A 20,135-nucleotide genomic window follows, 5' to 3' on the forward strand; every position below is an offset into this window, starting at 1 on the left:
TACACGGCCAGCCGACTCCACGGGGCGGCGACGGCGCCGAAGCGGGCGGCTTGCCGGGTCAGCTCAAACAGCAGGTCGAGCACTATGTCTGTGATGCGGTCCCACCGCGTACCGGCCGATAGAGAGGGCACGGCGCCGGAGGCCAGTGCGTGTTGAGGCAAAGGGGCACGTCAGGCCCGCCCGAACCCGTACTCCCGCTCGATGTCGGTGACTTGGGAGCAGTGCCAGGAGATCTCCGCCTGCGCCGCCCGGACGTAGTGGCGCACGACGTTCTCACCGAACGCGTCGAGCACGATCTTGTTTCCATCGAAGCGGCGGACGGCTTCGGCGAGGTCGGCCGGCACCGGGATGGCGTCGTTGGCCGCGTACGGGTCGCCGACGCACGGCGGGGGAAGGTCGGGATGGTCCTGGAGGCCGTGGATGATGGCGGCGAGTGTGGCAGCGACGGCCAGATACAGATTGGCGTCGGCGCCGGGCAGCCGGACCTCCAGATGCGCCTTCTCGCCGACGCCGGTGACACGGACGGCGCAGCCGCGATTGTCGAAGCCCCAGGTGTAGCCAGCGGGGGCGAAGGTGTGCGGTGCGTACCGCTTGTAGGAGTTGACGGTCGGCGCGTACAGAGGGGCCAGGTGCGGCATCGCGGAGAGCAGGCCAGCGATGGCCCGTTCCATCACCGGGGGCAGGTCCTCGCTGCGGTGGTAGGTGAAGGCGTTGCCGTGGGCGGACCACAGCGACAGGTGCAGGTGCAGCCCGTTGCCCACACCGGTGGATGGGGCTGCCATGAAGTTGGGCGTCATGCCGCGGCGCTGGGCGAGGTCGTGGACGATCAGTCGGAAGGCGGTGTAGGCATCGCACGCCGCCATCACGTCCCCGTAGACGAAGGTCAGTTCAACCTGTCCTGCCGCGCCCTCGGTCTTGATCGCCTCGACCGGGATGCCAGCTTCCTGCAGGACGTCGTGGAGATGGTGGAAGAAGTCGCTTGCCTGCGGGGGATGCCCGAGGGCGTAGTCGAGGTTGTGGGGCCAGGCCGGGCGCAGACCGTGGTATCCGGTCCGGTGCGCTTCCTCCAGCGTGCCCTGGTGCAGCACGAATTCCGCTTCCGTGCCCAGCGCCACGTGGTAGCCGAAGTCGGCCAGCCGCTCCAGCTGGGTGCGCAGCAAGTACCGCGGGGCGACCTCGACGGGGGTGCCGTCGTGGTGGAAGGCATCCCCCATGACGAATGCGGTTCCGGGCTGGTGGGGCAGCAGCCGGATACCCGACGGGTCCGCCTTCACCCCGAGGTCGCCGTAGCCCTGCTCCCAACTGGTGAGGTCGAACCCGTCGAGCGGGGTCATGTTGATGTCGGTGGCCAGGACGTAGGCGCATATCTCCGCTTGGGAGTCCATCCGGTCCACGAAGACGGGCGCGGAAAGGATCTTGCCCTTGGGGCGGCCCTGCATGTCCGGCACGGCCAGCCGGACCGTGGTGATCTCTCCGCGTTCGACGTAGCCTCGCAGCGCGCGCGAGGTGACCATTCCAGCAGGCCAGGGCTCGGTGTCGGGCTCGGCATGCTGTTCCTTGTCGGTCATCAGACGACCTCGTCCATGCTGGCCTGTTCGGCTGCGGTGGTGTGTCCGGTGAGTTGGTAGTCGCGGCGGCCGCGGGTGATCCACGTCAGCCAAGCCAGCAGCACCGCGATGGCCAGCGTGATCCCCGCGTAGTTGAAGGACTCGGCGGTGATCGGGGCGGACTGCGGCAGGCAGAAGACCACGGTGATGACCACCACGTAGACCACGGCGACGTAGCCGATCGGGCGCCGCCAGCGGCCCAGCGTCCACGGCCCGGATATGTAGTGCTCGCCCTTGCGCAGGGCGAGGAAGACAGGGATGCCGTAGGTGGGAATCATGCCGACCGCGTTGATGGCAGTGATGGCGCCGTAGGCGGCGGGCGACCACAGCGCGGGCAGGGCGAGTAGGAACGGCAGCACCACCGCGAGCCATACGGCCGGGACCGGGGTCTTGGTGCGGGTGCTGACGCTCCGCCAGATTTGCCAGCGGGGCAGGGCGCGGCTGCGGGAGAACGCGTAGATCATCCGGCTCGCGGCCGCGACCTCGGCATTGCCGCAGAACAGCATGGCCACGATGACGATCGCCAGCAGTGCCTTGGCGCCGCCGGCGCCGAGGACGTCGATGAAGATCTGGGCCGGTGGAACGCCGGTGGCGGAGTTCTGAGTGGCCGTGTAGTCCTGGATGGCGAACAGCATCCCCGCCAGCAGGATGAACCCGGCGATCCAGGAGACCGTGATGGCGTGGACGATCCCGCGCGGCGCCGAAGTCTGTGCCTTGGTGGTTTCCTCGGCGACGTGCGAGCTGGCGTCGTAGCCGCAGAAGGTGTAGCCGGCGAGTAGTGAGCCGATGAGGCAGACGTACAGCGGGTTGGCGATGCCGCTGTCGTTGTGGAAGTGGGTGAACACGAACTGGGCGGACTGGTGCTTGGCCGGGGCGAGGGTGAGCGCGCCGACGATGATCGCGACGCCCAACAGCTGCCACCACACCGAGATCGAGTTCAGGACGGTGACCAGACGCACGCCGCAGACATTCAGCAGGCCGTGCAGCAGCAAAATGCCGCCGAAGATGCCCATCGTCATGCCACCGGTCGGTGCGACGCTCCACTGCAGCTGGACGAAGGCGCCGATGAACGTCGCGGCGCCGTAGTCGATCCCGGCGATCGCGCCGAGCAGGCCGAGAAAGTTGAGCCACCCGGTCGTCCAACCCCACCGGGGACCGCCGAGCTTGTCGGCCATGAAGTACGGTCCGCCGCTGGTGGGGTAGGCGGAGACGACGTCGGCCAGGGACAGGCCCACCAGCAGCGTCATGAAGCCGATGACGATCCAGCTGCCCAGCATCACTACGGGACCGCCGTGGCTCAGGCCGAAGCCGAACAGGCTCATGCCTCCGGCCAGGATGCAGATGACGCTGAACGAGATCGCGAAATTCCCGAACACACCCATTTTGCGGGAGAGTTCGGCTCGGATGCCCAGCTGGGCCAGGACGGCGTCGTCGTTCGCTAACGAAGGGGCAGCTGTTCTTCCAGGCACAAGAGTTCCTCTGTGATTACGTGGGATGAGACGGAGCGGGAGGGACGTGCCCGCAGGGCGGGGGTGAGCGGCTGTTCATGAGCGGTGTTCCCCTCACCGACGGAGAGAGGTGTCGCGCATGCGCCGGAACTCGCTCTGCCAGTCCCGGCCCAGGGTTTCGCTGACCTGCGCCCACGGCGCACTGGTCGCGTACGGGCCGATCGCCTCGAACACCCCACTCGCTCCGTTTTCCCCGCAGGTGACCAGTACGAAGGCCAGGTGATTGAGGTCCAGTAAGGACAGCCGTGAGCGTTTCGGGACGGGAGTTGCGTAGAACCAGTCGCCGCAGGCCTTCCGCGCGTAGTGCTTGACCTGCGCGGTTGTCCAGAAGGCGATGGCCCCGCCGCGACCATCCGGGTGGCGCCGCCGGTACTCCGTGACGAATGCGTACAGAGGCAGTACGTGCAGTGGCGAGCCGTGCGGAGCACGGCCCGTCGTCCACCGGGTGAAGTCCACCGCCTGGCCGCCGGACAGCCGGGTATCGGCGTACTCCCGCATGCGGTGATACGCCTCCCGATTGCCCGGATCACGCTGGTCCACTTCGTGAAGCAGGGGCCACGGGCCGCCGAACAGGCCCATCTCCGGTGGTCGACCCCACTGATGGGGGCGCTGCCTGAAGAAGGGGTCGAGGTGCCGAAGGTCGATGGGCAGCTTGGCCATGTCCAGCAGGCACACCCACGGCACCGGGTCCTCCGGCCAGTACCGGAGTGCCGTCCAGCAGGCATCCCGGGCGACTCCAGCGGCCCGGTACAGCAACGCTTCGTCTTTGTCCTCGCGAAAGGCGCGTACGGCCTGGCGGGTCAGGACGCGCGCCCACATCATCAGCGCGTCTGCGCTGCGAGGCTCCTCGTCGAGCCAGGCCGCGACAGCACTGCCATCGCCCGCTCCGACGGCGAGGACCTGGCTGCGCGCGGTACGCAGCGGCCAGTCACCGAATGTCTTCATCAGTACGTCCCGCATGGCGAAGTAGCGGTTCATCCGCAGATCTTCGAGAGCTCGGCGCAGGTCGTCGTCGCGGCCCGCAAGGTCGACAAGCAGGGCCATGTCATGGGCGGCCATCGGTGCACTCCCGCCGCCTGGGAGTCGAGGGAGCGGCATCGATGCTCCGCCCGTCTAAGAAGGGAATGGGGGACACGGCAGCCTCGCGGTGTGGGGGTTCGGGAGACCGCCGGGCAGCAACCGGGCTCAGACCTTGGGGAGGTAGGCGGCTACTGCCCGGCGGCCGTTCAGAGGGCGGACAAGGCGGTTGGAGGCGTCTGACCGGGCCTGCTGGGCAACATCTGGACCCTGATGGTCTTGCCGCTCCCAGACTCGGTGGGGAACCAGATGACCTCGCCGCCCAGATGTCGCGCAAGCCAAAGGCCAGTTCCGTCGCCTCAGCGAGGGCTTCGTTGAGACCGTCGTGTCCGGGGCCCGGGTCCGCCACGTCAATGACCAGCACGTCGTCTTCGTGGACAGACATGGTCAACTCCACCGTGCCCGTACCTACGTGCTGCACAGCGTTCCGTACGACTTCCGTGACGACCCGCACAGCGGCATCTGGACCGCCGGACCAGGCCATCATCCCCAGGCGCGTGCGGGCATGCAGGCGAGCCAGTCTGGGAACGCAGGCCCCCGTGATCCACTCTTTCGCCCAGGTCTGCGGGCGGACCGGACGGCTACTGAGGGCGGCTGACTGGACCTCGGCGTCAGCCGCTGGACTGCCCCATTCAAAACCGGGGGACTCAGTTGAACAGGCGCCCGCCGGGCGAAAGGCCAGAGCGGCGCTCACCGTCGGGGTCATGCGGGGGCTCCTTGGCTCGGCGTCGGGCCGGCCGCCATCTGCGCGCTCGCGCTGCCCCAGCCGCACGCGCTGTGGACTGCTGAACATCTCTGTCCTCGGGGTGGTGGTTTCGGAGCTCCTACCGTTCCAAGCGGGGCGCTTAACGTCACGGGCGCCCGTGACCAACTTTTGTGGACGCTCAGCGGCGCACTGACGAGGAAGAACTTGCGGCAGCGGACTGCAAGTTGGACTGCTCACCCACGTTCTTCCAGGTCACACTCGCCCAGGAGAGCGACAGTGCCGCTACCTTGAGTCCACGACACCGCACAGGGAGCACGCCCATGAACGCCCCCTCGAAACCTGGTTCCAAGGCAGATCGGGACGCCCTCCGCCAAGACATGACCGCCGCCGGATGCACACTCGCGGACATCGCCGTCGAGATGCGCACGCGCTTTCGGATGCGCCCGAGGGAAGCATGGCGCCACGCCCACGGCTGGACGCTTCAAGAGGCAGCAGACCGAATCACCCAGGCAAGCACCAGCGGACCCGGCGAGTCCATCGCCGCTGATGCGTCTCTTGTGGGTAAGTGGGAGAAGTGGCCAGGTCCTTCCTCGCGCCGTCCCAGCCTGGCTGTCCTGTTCGCCATGGCGGACGCCTTGGCCTGCCGTATAGAGGACCTGTTGGATCTGGAAGACCGGCGTGCGCTGCCCGAGGCAGACCTGCACCTGATCGTCCAACGTCCGTCGGCTCCGGAGCCACCGGCGCCACCGGTCACGCCGTCGAGCATCACCGCCCCGCCGGACCCGGTTGGGACGGATCTAGTACGTCTCGCTGCCGACGAGTCGGCGACCTGGGCCCAATGGGCCGAAGCTTCGAATGTCGGCGACATCGCACTTGAGCAGCTCATGGCCGAGACACGGACGCTCGCGTCCGACTACCTCACATCAGAGCCCGTCGTGCTCTTCGTCCGAACACGAGCGTTGCGCGACCGCCTCTTCTCTCTCCTCGAAGGCCATCAGTACCCTCGCCAGTCGGCCGACTTGTACGTCGCGGCCGGCTACCTGTGTGGTCTCCTGGCGTGGATGTCATCCGACTTGGGGCAGCTCCACGATGCGGACACCCAGGGGCGGACGGCGTGGCTCTGTGCAGAACTGGCCGGGCACAACGACCTGCGCGCCTGGGTGTTGTCGACTCGATCCAAGGTGGCGTTCTGGGACGGACGCCTGCGGGATGCAGTCAACTTCGCACGGCGAGGCGCTACTTATGAGACGACGGGCACGGTCGCGGTACTGCTCGCTTGCCAGGAAGCCGACGCCTGGTCCGAGCTGGGGGCGCAGGACGAGGCCCTGGCAGCTCTTTCCCGCGCCGAAGACGCGCGCGCGGCAATGAGGGGCCGGGACGAGATCGGTGGCATCTTTGCCTGCCAGCCAGCACGGCAAGAGAACTACGCAGCCGCGGTCCAACTGCGTGTCGGTCGCCCCGTCGATGCCTTGCGATCGGCGAACAGCGCCCTCACGCTCCTGCATGTGCAGCCGGTGAGGGCGTACGGAACCGAAGCGCAGATCCACATCAGCCAGGCTTCCGCCCATCTCGCCACCGGCGAAGCAGACGGAGCCTTCGAAGCCCTCGCCCCCGTCCTCGCCCTTCCGCCGGACCACCGTCTGACGCCGGTCACCCGTCGCCTCGCTGAACTGTGTTCCGGTATCGGCAGGCCGCCCGCTGGCAGCACCGCGGTCGTTGGGCTGCGGCAGGCCATCGAAGAGTTCTGCCTGGAATCCACTCCGCGGCATGTAGCCCTCTCGCCAGGACAGGGTTCGGCCTGATTTGATCCCGGATTATGACGACGCAACCCGAGACCATGCGGAATCACTGGTGGTGGCGGCCTGGCTGGAGTGTGGGCCGCCGCTTCTACACCTGGCATCTGACGTTTGAGGGTCAGGACGATGTGCACCGGCTGGCCGCCGAGTACAGGTCCGCGCTCGCGCCTCTCGGAGACATCCTCACGCCGATCCCCGACCAGTGGCTGCACCTGACCATGCAGGGCATCGGCTTCGTAGGTGAGACCAAAGAACAGGATGTTGACGCCATCGTCGAGGCAGCGCACGCGCGACTGGCTGCCGTCCCGGCCTTCGACCTACGGATCGGGCCAGAGGTGCTGGACCCTGAAGCGGTGTTGCTGCATGTCCACCCTGACAGCCCGGTCCGAGCTGTCCGGAGCGCCATCCGGAATGCCATCGGCGACGTCCTCGGAGAGATCCCGGAGAAGGCCGAGGACTTCACACCTCATGTCTCAGTGGCATACAGCGCCCAGGACGGGCCCGCGCTGCCGATCGCACAGATCCTCGACGGCCTCAACCTCAGGCCAGCACAAGCACGCATCAGCAGCGCGGAACTCATAGTGATCCACCGAGACAACCAGATGTACGAGTGGGAGCCCTTCGCCAAGGTGCCTCTCGGATGAGAAGGTACGGTGACGCACAGGGTCTTGCCGCCGCTTTCGGACCGTAAGACCCTACGGGGAGCAAGCGGTGCAACCGCCCACGCGACACCGCCGCGTCGCGTGGGCGGTTTCGCGCACTGGGTGGTAGTCGGCATCCCCCCGTGCAGTCAGAGCGTCGGGGCAGGCCTGCCCCGGAACTCGTCAACAGCTTCGGCGGAAACGGCTGGAGTGGGCCCAATCCAGCGGCTGAGGACCAGACGCACGGCGACGCCGCAGAGGGAATCAACGGCCGAGCCGGCCGCGCAGCTCGACCACCCGGCCAGGAAGGCCCCCATCGCTCGTGTACCTGACCGTCTGCCTGCTGCTGGTCGCGGCCGGTCCCCGGCTGGGCCGCCACCACGCCCCCCGGGCCGCACCGGCGAGATCCTGGCCTACCTGCCCCCGACCCCGCCCAACTAGGGTCCGTCTTCAAACGGATCTTGCCCACAAAAGGAATGACGCGAGCGTGACCGCCGCTTCGTAGGAGGTGGCGGTCTTTTCGTATCGGGTGGCAATGCCGCGGAAGCCCTTGAGCCGGTTGAAGCAGCGCTCGATCATGTTGCGTCGGCGGTAGATCTGCCGGTCGAATCGTGGTGGTCTGCCGCCGTGGCGGCCGCGGTTGTAGCGATGCCGTTGTTGGTCCGCCTTCTCCGGGATGGTGTGTGCGATGCCGCGTTTCCACAGGTAGGAGCGGAAGCCACGGGAGCTGTAGGCTTTGTCTGCGATCACCTGGTCGGGCCTGCAGATTGGTCGGCCCAGGCCGGTGCGGGGAACGCGGATGCGTTCGAGTAGTGGGCGCGCGCAGATGCTGTCGTGGCGTTGGCCGGGCGTCAGCAGGATCGCGAGCGGGCAGTCCTTTGCCGTCGCAGGCGAGATGGATTTTGGTGGTCAGTCCGCCTCGGGATCGACCGAGGGCGTGATCGTCCGGTTCGTCCTGGTGGTGCTGCCCCCTTTTCAGCCGGTGGCGGCGGCGTGCTGGTGGGCGCGGACGATGGTGGAGTCGATCTGGACCAGCCAGTCGATGTCGCCGGCCGCGTCCGCCTGAGCCTGGATCTGCTGCAGAGCCTGGGTGAAGACGCCGGCGAGGGCGTACCGGCGGAAGCGGGTGTAGACCGTTTTCCACGGCCCGTAGCCTTCCGGCAGGTCACGCCAGGAGGCACCGGTCCGGATCTTGTAGACCATGCCGTTGACGACCTGCCGATCCGCGACGCGTGGCCGCCCCGTGACGGCTCGTGGCATCAGCGGAGCGAGTAACTCCCACTCCTGATCGGTGAGTTCATGGTGACGTATCACGTGACCATGATCCACCGCGCGATGATCTTTGAAGACGGACCCTAGTTCTGCACGCAAATACCAGTCCGCGCGCTTCGACTGTCCTTTCGAGCGGACGAGCACGCCCCAGACGGTAGGTCGACCGGTCGGAGCACCAGTCAGCGGGAGTCCGGCTAGCGACGCTACAGTCGACTGACGTACCCGACCGCGAAGTCGGCCAGGGTCCACAATCGGCTCCATTGCAGAACGGCATCAAGAACGAGCCACAGGACGCCGCCTTGCCGCGCACGGACAAGCTGCAGACAACGAGACAACGGCAGCCTTGCATCCCACGACCTGCCGTTTTATTCGTGATCTAGTAGTTTCGTAACGGTCCGACCGGCCCCTGCAACTCTGGCGCCAGTCATCTCCCCAACCATGAACGATCACGGTGCGTCCACGCGCGACGAAATATTTCAAACAAGCATGACCAAAACCCCGCGGTTTCTCGGCCTTTTGAGGCGTCAGGCATTTCAACGCACTCCCGATGGAGCCGACATGACACTGCCAGGGGCACTGAGACCGACTTCCCGAGGGTCGCAGTCCGGACCGGCCGCCAGTCCGAGGCCGGACTCCGACGTCGTGACCCAACTCGACTCCGACTCAGCGACAGGCAGTTGGGAAGTGCTGCTTCACAGCTTGGTCGGGGTGCCGCACCTTCGGGCTACCGGCCGTCATCCCGTCAGCAATGCGGCTCCTCCAGACGCTCTGTCTGAGCTCGATGCAACCTCAGGATCGCTGGGTCAGCTCAGGCTTCTCGCGACCATCACCGCTCATGGGACAGCCGGCTCCCCGCTCGGACCGCCCTCGCTGGCATCCGTGACGGGCGTTGTGTCCACCTCGAACAAGTCGTTCGGCGTGCACTGCAGTGCCGTGCAGAGTGCGAGGAGCGTCTCCAGCTTCACCTGGCTCGGCTGCTTGGTCATCAACGCCGAGATGGACGCAGACGACAGTTCCAACCCCGCCTTCTCGGCCAGAAGACGACGCAGCTGCGCCCCGGTCCATACCTCTCGATCGGCCGACGCCTTCCGCAGCCTCCACCGGATTTCCACCAGCCCACGCCTCCCGCTCAGCAGCATTCCCGTTGCGACGCGTCACGTCGCAGCAGGCCAAGTCTCCCCCACCGGGGTCTCCGACCGGGATCGGCCACACCTTGAGGCAGACAGCGCATGCAAGATCCAGGTGCAACTATCAAAATTTAGGCGTCACTTAAATCTAGTAAGTGCTACCGTGAATCCGAGTGGCGGGTCCAGCCAGAGCGTTGCAGTTGCCCGAGCCTCTGGGGACAGCTGATGGCTGGGCCCGAACAGCACCCGGAGACGAAGACATCCCCTCAGCCTCGGTCCGGCCTGACGGTCGCAGTGCCCGAGGAACCGCCGGCCCTCACTTCCGTCGCTGCTGCGGCCCTGCTGCGTCTCCTCCGCAGGGCACACCATCGCAGGGCGAAGACTGGCCACTCAGACATCCCCGAACCGACGTGGAAGAGCGACTACCCATCCCCCACCGAAGGAACAGCCACGTGCCCACAGCCTTCGCCTTCGCGGGTCGGGTCTCGACAGAAGACCAACAAGACCCCGAAGCATCACGCAACTGGCAACTCACCCGCGCCCAGACCCTAATCGAACCGTACGGGACCGTCGTTGCCGAGTACTTCGACGTCGGTCAGTCCCGTTCCATCCCCTGGCAGCGCCGACCTCGGGCGGCGGAGTTACTCGAAGCGCTGAAACAGCCGGACCGCGGCTTTGACGCGGTGGTCATCGGGGAACCACAGCGGGCCTTTTACGGAAACCAGTACGGCCTCATCTTCCCGCTCTTCGTGCATTACCACGTGCAGCTCTGGGTGCCTGAGGTCGGCGGCCCGATCGACCCGGAATCCGAGGCCCACGACCTGGTGATGTCCGTCTTCGGCGGCATGAGCAAGGGAGAGCGGAACCGGATCAAGATCCGGGTCCGCGCAGCCATGGCCTCCCAGGCGAAGATCGAAGGCCGCTACCTCGGCGGACGACCGCCCTACGGCTACCGGCTCACCGACGCCGGACCCCACCCGAACCCGGCCAAGGCGAGCGATGGCAAGCGCCTTCACCGACTTGAGCCGGATCCCGCCACCGCGCACATCGTCCAGCGCATCTTTTACGACTACTGCCGCGGTCGCGGGTTCTTCGCCATCGCCGAGTCCCTCACTCGCGACGGAATCCCGAGCCCGTCCGCGCACGACCAAGCGCGCAACCGGCATCGCAACGGCATCGCCTGGTCCAAGGGGGCTGTGGCAGCCATCCTCTCCAACCCCCGCTACACCGGACGCCAGGTGTGGAACAGACAGCGCAAGGAAGAGACCCTCCTCGACGTCGACAACGTGGCGCTCGGCCACGAAACCCGACTGCGCTGGAACCAACCGGACGCCTGGATCTGGTCCACCGATCAAGCACACCCGCCGCTGATCGACACCGAGACTTTCGAACTGGCCCAGGCCGTCCGAGCAGGCAAGGGCGCCAAGTACACGACACGGGAGCGACGGCAGCACACAAGCGACCAATATGTCTTGCGCCGGTTGCTGCACTGCGGACTGTGCGGCCGACGCATGCAGGCGCATAGCAGTCACGACGTCCTGTACTACCGCTGCCGCTTCCCGAACGAGTACGGGCTGGCCAACAAGATCTCCCACCCACGCAACGTCTACGTCCCCGAACGAGACCTGATCACTCCGCTCGACGGTTGGCTCGCGCGCGCCTTCGCCCCCCATCGACTGGAGGACACCGTCGCCCGGATGCACGCTGCCCAGCAGCCCGACCCTGCGGTTCCCACGGAGGCGCAGAAGGCGGCTCAGGTGGTCGCCGAATGCGATGCGAAGATCGCCCGCTACCGAGAGGCCCTCGAAGCCGGCACCGACCCGGCACTCGTCGGTCAGTGGATCACCGAGGTCCAGACCCGCCGCGCCCAGGCGATCGCCAAAAGCCGACCAGCCACCCGCGAGAACCGACTCACCAAAGAGGACATCCGCTCGATGATCACATCACTCGGCAGCATCCGCGACGTGCTCGCCGACGCCGAACCCCAGGACAAGGCCGAGGTCTACCAGAACCTCGGCCTCAAGCTCACCTACGACCCCGCAAAACAGCTCGTGCGGGCCGAGGCTCAGCTCGACCCGCACAAGTTGGGGTTATGGTCTGTGTCCGAGGGGGGACTTGAACCCCCACGCCCGATAAAGGGCACTAGCACCTCAAGCTAGCGCGTCTGCCATTCCGCCACCCGGACTAGGTGTCTGCCGCCTGACCGGGGGGGTTCCCCGCGGCGACATGGACAACAATACCAAGCTTTCGGAGTGCCCTTCACCTGCGTTTCCGGCGGTGTATCCGCAGGTGGGCGGGGTGTCACCACCGGTGACCCGGTCGTTACCGGACGGGCAGCAGCGCGCGCAGGGCGCGGACGAGGGTCGCGGCCGTCTCGTCGTCCAGCGGGGCGAGGAAGCGGCGCTCGGCGGCCAGCCGGGCCTCCTCGGCCTGCGCCATCCGCTCGCGTCCGGTGCCCGTCAGTTCGACGATGTTGCGCCGCCGGTCCTGCGGGCTGCGCCGGCGGGCGACCAGTCCGCGCCGCTCCAGGCCGTCGAGCAGGGCGACCATCGTCGTGCGGTCCACCCCGAGCCGCCCGGCCACCTCGATCTGGGACAGCGGCTCGGCTCCGGCCAGCACCACGAGCACCGCCAGCTCGTGCCCGTCCATGCCGTACGGCGCGAGGGTCTCGGCCGAGGTCCGGGCCAGCTCCGCCTGGACGTGTTTGAGGAGGTAGCCGAGCCGGGATTCGAGGGGGTCGCTGACCATGCCGTAGACGATATCGAAAACTGATCGTCAGTAGACCTGATGATTTACTAGGCTGACGGTCATGACGACGACTGTGACGACGGCGCCGACCGTGCGTTTCGGCATCAAGACCACACCCATGCACGTTCCCTACGACGACATCCGCCGCGTCTGGCAGGAGGCCGACGCGATACCGGAGATCGCGGACGCCTGGCTCTGGGACCATCTGCTGCCGGTGGCCGGGCCGAAGGACGGCGCCGTCCACGAGGGCTGGACGCTGCTGGCCGCCCTGGCCGCGCAGACGGAGCGGCTGCGGCTCGGGCTGCTGGTGACCAGCAACCGGATCCGGCCGCCCGCGGTGCTCGGCAAGATGGCCTCGACCGTGGACGTGGTCTCGGGCGGACGGCTGGTGCTGGGCCTGGGTGTCGGCGGGACGCACCAGCCGCCGGGGGCGGGCGGGATCCCGGGCCCGAATCCGGCGGTCGCGGAGTACGAGGCGTACGGCCTCACGCTGGTGCCGCCCGCCGAGGGCATCGCCCGGCTCGACGAGACCGTACGCATCCTGAAGCTGATGTGGACCCGGGACGTCTTCGACTTCGACGGCGCCTACTACCGGCTCAGGGGGACCCGGAACGAGCCCCGGCCGGTGCAGCGCCCGGGGCCCCCGTTGCTGATCGGCGGCTGGGGCACCCGGCTGCTGCGGCTGGTGGCCGAGCACGCGGACGCCTGGAACGTGCCCGGGCCGCCGCACAACAGCGTGGAGTTCGTCGCTGGGCGGGCCAGGGTGCTGGACGCGCACTGCGCCGAACTGGGCCGGGATCCGGCGGAGATCGTCCGCTCGGTCCAGGTCCTGGTGTCGTACGACGACCCGGCGGCGACCCGGGCCACGATCCTCGACCTGGTCCGCGCGGGCGTGAACCACATCGTGCTGAGCCTGCCGCGCCCCTATCCGCGGGGCGTGGTGCGCAAGCTCGCCGAGGAGGTTGTCGCGCCGGTGCGTGCCGTCATGGCATGAGCTGGTACTCCGGGAAGTTCCCCGGCAGCCGCTCCCCCGCCGGCCCGTTGGTCACCGCCCGCACCAGCAGCTCCCCGCCGACGAAGGCGCCCCGCCAGGACGCGCCGAAGCCGCCGAAGAGCTCGTCCCGGTCGCCGCGGGAGCGTGGCTTCCCGTGGCCGACCTTGAAGGCGCGGATCTGCGGGGCCAGCCGCGCGAAGGTGGCCTCGTCGTCGGTGGAGAGGGTGGCGACCAGCGCGCCGTTGGAGGCGTTCATGGCGGCCAGCAGCTCGGCCTCCGTGTCGACCAGGACGATCGTGTCGACCGGGCCGAAGGGTTCCGCGTGGTGGAGAGGTGAGGAGGGGGGCGGGTTGAGGAGGGTGACCGGGTGGACGTACGACGATGTGTCCTGGCCGGGCAGGAAGCGGGCGTCGGACACGCTGCCGCGGTGCAGCGGGACGGCACCGCGGTCGACGGCCTCGGCCACCTGGTCGGTCAGGTCCTTGGCCTTGGCCGCGTTGATGACCGGCCCGAAGTCCAGCTCGGGCAGCGGGTCGGCGGGGTCGGCGACCGCGAGGGGGTGGCCGACCCGCAGTCCGCGCACCGCCGGCAGGTACGCCGTGAGGAACTCGTCGAACAGCTCGCGCTGGACGACGAAGCGCGGATAGGCGGTGCAGCGCTGCTTGCCGTAGTCGAAGAGCTTGGGGACGACGGCGGTGAACGCCTCCCAGTCGGTGAAGTTCCAGATGCCCCAGGTGTTGAGTCCCTCCTGTTCGAGGACGTGCCGCTTGCCGAGGTCGGCGACGGCGGTGGCCACCGCGGCCCCCGTGTCCCGGCCGCCGACGAAGGAGACACAGCCGATCTCGGGCGCCCGTACCAGCGCCTCCGACAGTTCGCCGCCGCTGCCGCTGACCAGCGTGACCGGCAGGCCCTCCCGGGCGGCCAGCGCGCAGGCCAGGGTGAGACAGGCGACCCCGCCGTCGGTCGGGGTCTTCGCCACCACCGCGTTGCCCGCGAGGGCTTGGACCAGTACCGCGTGAACGAGCACGCTCATCGGGTAGTTCCAGCTGGCGATGTTGGACACCGGTCCGTCCAGCGGGGTCCGCCCGGCGAGCATCGGCTCGATGCCGTCGACGTACCAGCGGACCCCGTCGATGGCCCGGTCGACGTCCGCCTGGGCGAGCCGCCAGGGCTTGCCGATCTCCCAGACGAGCAGCAGCGCGAGGAGCCGGCGGTGTTCGGTGAGGGCGTCCAGGGTGGCGGCGACCCTGGCCCGGCGTTCCGCCAGCGGGATGTGCCGCCAGGCGCGGTGCTGGTCGAGGCAGGCGCGCACGGCTCGCCGGGCGGTGTCCCGGTCGAGCCGGGGGGCGCCGGCGATCGGGCTGCCGTCGACCGGGCTGCTCGCGGGCAGCGGCCGGCCGTCGGACTGCCAGGTGCCCGCCCAGAGGTTGAGGACCCGGTCGTCGCGGAAGGCCTCGGGGGCGAGGGCGAGACAGCGTGCCCAGGCGTCGTCCCAGCCGGTGCCTGGCTTGCGGACGAGGTCCATGGTCAGTCCCCCGTTTCCAGGAGTTCGAGCACCAGCCGTGCGGTCTCGGTCGGGGTGCTCCCCACCCGTACCCCGACCGCCTCCAGCGCCTCCTGCTTGGCCCGCGCGGTCCCGGCCGAGCCGGAGACGATGGCGCCCGCGTGGCCCATGGTGCGGCCCTCGGGCGCGGTGAACCCGGCGATGTAGCCGACGACCGGCTTGGTCATGTGGTCCCGGATGTAGGCGGCGGCCCGCTCCTCCGCGTCACCACCGATCTCCCCGATGAGGACGACGAGTTCGGTGTCGGGGTCCTCCTGGAAGGCGGCCAGGCAGTCGATGTGGCTCGTCCCGACGACCGGGTCGCCGCCGATGCCCACACAGGTGGAGAAGCCGATGTCCCGTAGCTCGTACATGAGTTGGTAGGTCAGCGTGCCCGACTTGGAGACGAGTCCGATCCGGCCGGGCTTGGTGATGTCGGCCGGGATGATGCCCGCGTTGGACTGGCCGGGTGTGATCAGGCCGGGGCAGTTGGGGCCGATGATCCGGGTGCCGTTGCGCTGGCCGTACGAGGTGAAGGCCACCGAGTCGTGGACCGGGATGCCCTCGGTGATCACGACGGCGAGGCCGATACCGGCGTCGGCGGCCTCCATTACCGCCGCCTTGGCGAAGGCAGGCGGCACGAAGACGACGGTGACGTCGGCGCCGGTCGCGGCCATGCCCTCGGCGACGGTGCCGAAGACCGGGACGGCGATGGGGGCACCTCCCAGGCCGTTCAGGCACTGGGGGACGTCGAAGTCGACGGTCTGCCCGGCCTTGCGCGGGTTGACGCCGCCGACGACGTCGGTCCCGGCGGCCAGCATGCGCCGGGTGTGCTTCATGCCCTCGCCACCGGTCATGCCCTGGACGAGTACCTTGCTCTCCTTGCTGAGATAGATCGCCATGTCCCGGCTCCTCAGGCGGTGTGTGCGAGTTCGGCGGCGCGGCGGGCGGCGCCGTCCATGGTGGTGCCCTGTTCGACCAGGGGGTGCGCACGTGCGTCGAGGATCGCCCGGCCGCGGGCCGCGTTGTTGCCGTCGAGGCGGACCACCAGCGGCTTGGTCAACCGGACGGCCTCCAGGGCCTGGACGATGCCGTCGGCGACCGCGTCGCAGGCCGTGATCCCGCCGAAGACGTTGACGAAGACGGACTTCACCGAGGGGTCGGAGAGGATCACCGACAGGCCGTCGGCCATGATCTGGGCGGACGCCCCGCCGCCGATGTCCAGGAAGTTGGCGGGCCGCGCGCCGCAGCCGGCGACCACGTCCAGGGTCGACATCACCAGGCCGGCGCCGTTGCCGATGATGCCGACCTGGCCGTCCAGCTTGACGTAGTTGAGGCCCTTCGCGGCGGCCGTCGCCTCCAGCGGGTCGTGGTGCTCGGCCTCGTCGGCGCCCCAGCGGGCCTGCCGGAAGCGGGCGTTGTCGTCGAGGGTGACCTTGCCGTCGAGGGCCAGGATCCGGCCCTCTTCGGTGCGGACGAGCGGGTTCACCTCGACGAGCACCGCGTCCTCGCGGACCAGCACCTGCCAGAGCCGGACCAGGACGTCGACGGTCTGCGCCGGCAGTCCGGCGGCCGCGGCGATCTCCTGGGCCTTGGCGGAGGTGACGCCGACCGCGGGGTCGACGGGGACCCGGGCCACCGCCTCCGGCCGGGTCGCGGCCACCTCCTCGATCTCCATGCCGCCCTCGGCGGAGGCGATGGCGAGGAAGCCGCCGGACGCCCGGTCGAGGACGTAGGAGACGTAGAACTCGCTCTCGATGTCGACGGGTTGGGCCAGCATCACCTTGCCGACCGTGTGTCCCTTGATGTCCATGCCCAGGATCTGCCGGGCCGTCAGTTCCGCCGCGGCCGGGTCGGCGGCGAGCTTCACCCCGCCCGCCTTGCCCCGGCCACCGGTCTTGACCTGCGCCTTCACGACGACCTTGCCGCCGAGTCGGCGGGCGATCTCCCGGGCTTCCTTGGGCGAGTCGGTGACCTCGGCCCTCGGCACCACGATGCCGTGTTCCTCGAAGAGTTCCCTTGCCTGGTGTTCGTACAGGTCCATTTCGGCTCCTGTCTTAAAAGTGCCGCACGCCCCCTGGACACCACCCACTGGATGCGGGATAACAAGGTTCATACAGTATTCGTCGACTGTATGCAATGTACCGCGAGAGCGTTCCAACCCCCTACGAAGGGACAGGACTTCGCCATGCCCGACGACACCCAGGACGTGATTTCCGGTGGTCATCTCGTTGCCAAGGCGCTGAAGGCCGAGGGGGTCGACCGCATCTACACCCTGTGCGGCGGCCACATCATCGACATCTACGACGGCTGCGTCGACGAGGGCATAGAAGTCGTCGACGTCCGCCATGAGCAGGTGGCCGCCCACGCCGCCGACGGTTACGCGCGCATCACCGGCAAGCCGGGCTGTGCGGTCGTCACCGCGGGGCCGGGTACGACCGACGCGGTCACCGGAGTCGCCAACGCCTTCCGCGCGGAGTCCCCGATGCTGCTGATCGGCGGCCAAGGGGCGCTCAGCCAGCACAAGATGGGGTCCCTGCAGGACCTGCCGCACGTCGACATGATGACGCCGATCACCAAGTTCGCCGCCGCCGTCCCGGACACCGCGCGCGCCGCCGACATGGTCTCCATGGCGTTCCGCGAGTGCTACCACGGCGCGCCCGGCCCCTCCTTCCTGGAGATACCCCGCGACGTCCTCGACGCCAAGGTCCCGGCCGCGAAGGCCCGCATACCCAAGGCGGGCGCCTACCGGGCCTCCACCCGCTCGGCCGGCGACCCCGAGGCGATCGAGAAGCTCGCCGACCTGCTCGTGCACGCCGAGAAGCCGGCCATCCTGCTCGGCAGCCAGGTCTGGACGACCCGCGGCACCGCGGACGCCATCGAGCTGGTGCGGACCCTCAACATCCCGGCGTACATGAACGGCGCCGGCCGCGGCACCCTGCCACCCGGCGACCCGCACCACTTCCAGCTCTCCCGCCGGTACGCCTTCTCCAACGCCGACGTCATCGTGATCGTCGGCACCCCCTTCGACTTCCGCATGGGCTACGGCAAGCGGCTCTCCCCGGAAGCGACGGTCGTGCAGATCGACCTCGACTACCGCACGGTCGGCAAGAACCGCGACATCGACCTCGGGATCGTCGGGGACGCGGGCCTGGTCCTGAAGTCCGTGACCGAGGCCGCATCGGGCCGGGTGAACGGCGGGGCCTCCCGACGCAAGGAGTGGCTGGACGAACTGCGCGCCGCCGAACAGACCGCGCTGGAGAAGCGGCTGCCGAGCCTGCGGTCGGACGCCTCCCCCATCCACCCGTACCGCCTGGTCAGCGAGATCAACGACTTCCTCACCGAGGACTCGATCTACATCGGCGACGGCGGCGACATCGTCACCTTCTCCGGGCAGGTCGTGCAGCCCAAGTCGCCAGGGCACTGGATGGATCCAGGGCCCCTCGGCACCCTCGGCGTCGGCGTCCCCTTCGTGCTCGCCGCCAAGCAGGCCCGCCCCGACAAGGAGGTGGTCGCCCTCTTCGGCGACGGCGCCTTCTCGCTCACCGGCTGGGACTTCGAGACCCTGGTCCGCTACGACCTCCCCTTCGTCGGGATCGTCGGCAACAACTCCTCGATGAACCAGATCCGTTACGGCCAGGCCGCCAAGTACGGCAAGGAGCGCGAGCGGGTCGGCAACACCCTCGGCGACGTCCACTACGACAAGTTCGCCCAGATGCTGGGCGGTTACGGCGAGGAGGTCCGCGACCCCGCCGACATCGGCCCCGCGCTGCGCCGGGCCCGGGAGTCGGGCAAGCCGTCGCTGATCAACGTCTGGGTCGACCCGGACGCGTACGCCCCCGGAACCATGAACCAGACCATGTACAAGTGAGGTGGAACGCCCATGACCACCAAGGCACTTGAGGGCATTCGCGTCCTCGACATGACACACGTCCAGTCCGGCCCCTCCGCCACCCAGCTGCTCGCCTGGCTCGGCGCGGACGTGGTCAAGCTGGAGGCGCCGTCCGGTGACATCACGCGGGGGCAGCTGCGCGATCTCCCGGACGTCGACTCCCTCTACTTCACGATGCTCAACTGCAACAAGCGGAGCATCACCCTCAACACCAAGACCGAGCGCGGCAAGGAGATCCTGACCGAGCTGATCCGCCGCTCGGACGTGATGGTGGAGAACTTCGGGCCGGGCGCGGTCGACCGGATGGGGTTCACCTGGGACCGCATCAAGGAGATCAACCCCCGGATCGTGTACGCCTCCATCAAGGGTTTCGGGGACGGCCCGTACACCAACTTCAAGGCGTACGAGGTCGTCGCCCAGGCGATGGGCGGGTCGATGGCCACCACCGGCTTCGAGGACGGCCCGCCGCTGGCCACGGGCGCACAGATCGGCGACTCGGGCACCGGAGTGCATACAGTAGCCGGAATACTGGCGGCACTCTTCCAGCGCGAGCACACCGGACGCGGCCAGCGCGTCAACGTCGCCATGCAGCACGCCGTGCTCAACCTCTGCCGCGTGAAGCTGCGCGACCAGCAGCGGCTCGCGCACGGCCGGCTCGCCGAGTACCCCAACGAGGACTTCGGCGACGAGGTGCCGCGTTCCGGCAACGCCTCCGGCGGCGGCCAGCCCGGCTGGGCGGTCCAGTGCGCGCCGGGCGGCCCGAACGACTACGTGTACGTGATCGTGCAGCCCGTCGGCTGGCAGCCGATCACCCAGCTGATCGGCCGGCCCGAACTGGCGGACGACCCCGAGTGGGCGACCCCGGAGTCCCGCCTCCCCAAGCTCGGCAAGATGTTCCAGCTGATCGAGGAGTGGTCCTCCACGCTCCCCAAGTGGGAGGTGCTGGAGCAGCTCAACGCCCACAACATCCCGTGCGGGCCGATCCTCTCCACCAAGGAGATCATCGAGGACGAGTCGCTGGTCGCCAACGAGATGGTGGTGACCGTCCCGCACCCCGAGCGCGGCGAGTTCGTCACCGTCGGCAGCCCGCTCAAGCTCTCCGACTCCCCGGTCGACGTCACCAGTTCGCCGTTGCTCGGCGAGCACAACGAAGCGGTCTACATCGGCGAACTCGGTCTCGGCGACGAGGAGTTGCGCCTGCTCAAGTCGAACGGAGTGATCTGA

Annotated in this window: 14 protein-coding genes, 1 tRNA gene and 2 pseudogenes; 6 read left to right on the forward strand and 11 right to left on the reverse strand. The window is 68.4% G+C overall.

Translation table 11 applies throughout. From position 1 onward, the window contains the following. Window positions 1-170 precede the first annotated feature (170 nt). The 3 genes from ACFZDK_RS27770 to ACFZDK_RS27780 all read right to left on the reverse strand — a co-directional run bounded on the left by ACFZDK_RS27770 (window position 171) and on the right by ACFZDK_RS27780 (window position 4,174). Window positions 171-1,568 carry a glutamine synthetase family protein gene (locus tag ACFZDK_RS27770; protein WP_390976582.1) on the reverse strand — a complete coding sequence of 466 codons (1,398 nt, stop codon included), beginning with the start codon at window positions 1,566-1,568 and terminating at the stop codon, window positions 171-173. Next, window positions 1,568-3,076 (reverse strand): amino acid permease, encoded by a 1,509-nt coding sequence (locus ACFZDK_RS27775; RefSeq protein ID WP_390976584.1) that lies wholly within the window; start codon window positions 3,074-3,076, stop codon window positions 1,568-1,570. The genes ACFZDK_RS27770 and ACFZDK_RS27775 overlap by 1 nt, the downstream gene beginning before the upstream one ends. A gap of 93 nt (window positions 3,077-3,169) precedes the next feature. Then, window positions 3,170-4,174, reverse strand: a complete 1,005-nt coding sequence (locus tag ACFZDK_RS27780; protein WP_390976586.1) for a hypothetical protein — start codon at window positions 4,172-4,174, stop codon at window positions 3,170-3,172. Between the two features lie 1,044 nt (window positions 4,175-5,218). Here ACFZDK_RS27780 and ACFZDK_RS27785 point away from each other — a divergent pair. Together ACFZDK_RS27785 and ACFZDK_RS27790 are read left to right on the forward strand one after the other, a co-directional pair. Continuing rightward, complete coding sequence (locus ACFZDK_RS27785; protein ID WP_390976588.1) at window positions 5,219-6,700, forward strand: helix-turn-helix transcriptional regulator; 1,482 nt, start codon at window positions 5,219-5,221, stop codon at window positions 6,698-6,700. 14 nt (window positions 6,701-6,714) lie between these two features. After that, entirely contained in the window at window positions 6,715-7,338 is a 624-nt protein-coding gene (locus tag ACFZDK_RS27790) for a 2'-5' RNA ligase family protein (RefSeq protein ID WP_390976590.1), read from the forward strand. Window positions 7,339-7,785: 447 nt separating this feature from the next. Here the strand turns inward: ACFZDK_RS27790 and ACFZDK_RS27795 are convergent. Together ACFZDK_RS27795 and ACFZDK_RS27800 are read right to left on the reverse strand one after the other, a co-directional pair. Continuing rightward, window positions 7,786-8,868 (reverse strand): annotated as a pseudogene (locus ACFZDK_RS27795) (IS5 family transposase). 572 nt (window positions 8,869-9,440) lie between these two features. Then, window positions 9,441-9,746, reverse strand: coding sequence for a helix-turn-helix domain-containing protein (locus ACFZDK_RS27800; protein ID WP_390976592.1), 306 nt, complete (start codon window positions 9,744-9,746; stop codon window positions 9,441-9,443). A gap of 440 nt (window positions 9,747-10,186) precedes the next feature. Between ACFZDK_RS27800 and ACFZDK_RS27805 the strand changes: the two are divergent. After that, window positions 10,187-11,299, forward strand: a pseudogene (locus ACFZDK_RS27805) (recombinase family protein); the annotation flags it as partial. Between the two features lie 378 nt (window positions 11,300-11,677). On the opposite strand, the gene ACFZDK_RS27810 reads toward ACFZDK_RS27805, so the two are convergent. The 3 genes from ACFZDK_RS27810 to ACFZDK_RS27820 all read right to left on the reverse strand — a co-directional run bounded on the left by ACFZDK_RS27810 (window position 11,678) and on the right by ACFZDK_RS27820 (window position 12,482). Next, window positions 11,678-11,815 (reverse strand): hypothetical protein, encoded by a 138-nt coding sequence (locus ACFZDK_RS27810; RefSeq protein WP_390976594.1) that lies wholly within the window; start codon window positions 11,813-11,815, stop codon window positions 11,678-11,680. Window positions 11,816-11,834: 19 nt separating this feature from the next. After that, window positions 11,835-11,919 (reverse strand) — tRNA-Leu (locus ACFZDK_RS27815). Window positions 11,920-12,056: 137 nt separating this feature from the next. After that, complete coding sequence (locus ACFZDK_RS27820; RefSeq protein WP_390976596.1) at window positions 12,057-12,482, reverse strand: MarR family transcriptional regulator; 426 nt, start codon at window positions 12,480-12,482, stop codon at window positions 12,057-12,059. A 61-nt stretch (window positions 12,483-12,543) separates the two neighbouring features. Between ACFZDK_RS27820 and ACFZDK_RS27825 the strand changes: the two genes are divergently transcribed. Next, window positions 12,544-13,476 (forward strand): LLM class flavin-dependent oxidoreductase, encoded by a 933-nt coding sequence (locus ACFZDK_RS27825; RefSeq protein WP_390976598.1) that lies wholly within the window; start codon window positions 12,544-12,546, stop codon window positions 13,474-13,476. Here the strand turns inward: ACFZDK_RS27825 and ACFZDK_RS27830 are convergent. Genes ACFZDK_RS27830 through sucC form a run of 3 tightly spaced genes read right to left on the reverse strand, consistent with a single transcriptional unit; the run spans window position 13,466 to window position 17,063 of the window. Next, window positions 13,466-15,001 carry an aldehyde dehydrogenase family protein gene (locus ACFZDK_RS27830; protein ID WP_390976600.1) on the reverse strand — a complete coding sequence of 512 codons (1,536 nt, stop codon included), beginning with the start codon at window positions 14,999-15,001 and terminating at the stop codon, window positions 13,466-13,468. The genes ACFZDK_RS27825 and ACFZDK_RS27830 overlap by 11 nt on opposite strands. Before the next feature lie 2 nt (window positions 15,002-15,003). After that, the gene (sucD, locus tag ACFZDK_RS27835) at window positions 15,004-15,921 is read right to left on the reverse strand and encodes a succinate--CoA ligase subunit alpha (protein WP_390976601.1); all 918 of its coding nucleotides are present in this window, start codon (window positions 15,919-15,921) and stop codon (window positions 15,004-15,006) included. A gap of 11 nt (window positions 15,922-15,932) precedes the next feature. After that, complete coding sequence (gene sucC / locus ACFZDK_RS27840; RefSeq protein WP_390976603.1) at window positions 15,933-17,063, reverse strand: ADP-forming succinate--CoA ligase subunit beta; 1,131 nt, start codon at window positions 17,061-17,063, stop codon at window positions 15,933-15,935. Between the two features lie 144 nt (window positions 17,064-17,207). Here sucC and ACFZDK_RS27845 point away from each other — a divergent pair, with 144 nt between their 5' ends. Beyond that, window positions 17,208-18,890 carry a thiamine pyrophosphate-binding protein gene (locus tag ACFZDK_RS27845; protein WP_390976605.1) on the forward strand — a complete coding sequence of 561 codons (1,683 nt, stop codon included), beginning with the start codon at window positions 17,208-17,210 and terminating at the stop codon, window positions 18,888-18,890. Window positions 18,891-18,902: 12 nt separating this feature from the next. Beyond that, a complete protein-coding gene (frc, locus tag ACFZDK_RS27850) occupies window positions 18,903-20,135 on the forward strand; it encodes a formyl-CoA transferase (protein ID WP_390976607.1) in 1,233 nt (410 codons plus the stop codon).

Source organism: Streptomyces sp. NPDC007901 (genome assembly GCF_042959465.1).
In the GTDB taxonomy this organism is placed as follows: Bacteria; Actinomycetota; Actinomycetes; order Streptomycetales; family Streptomycetaceae; genus Streptomyces.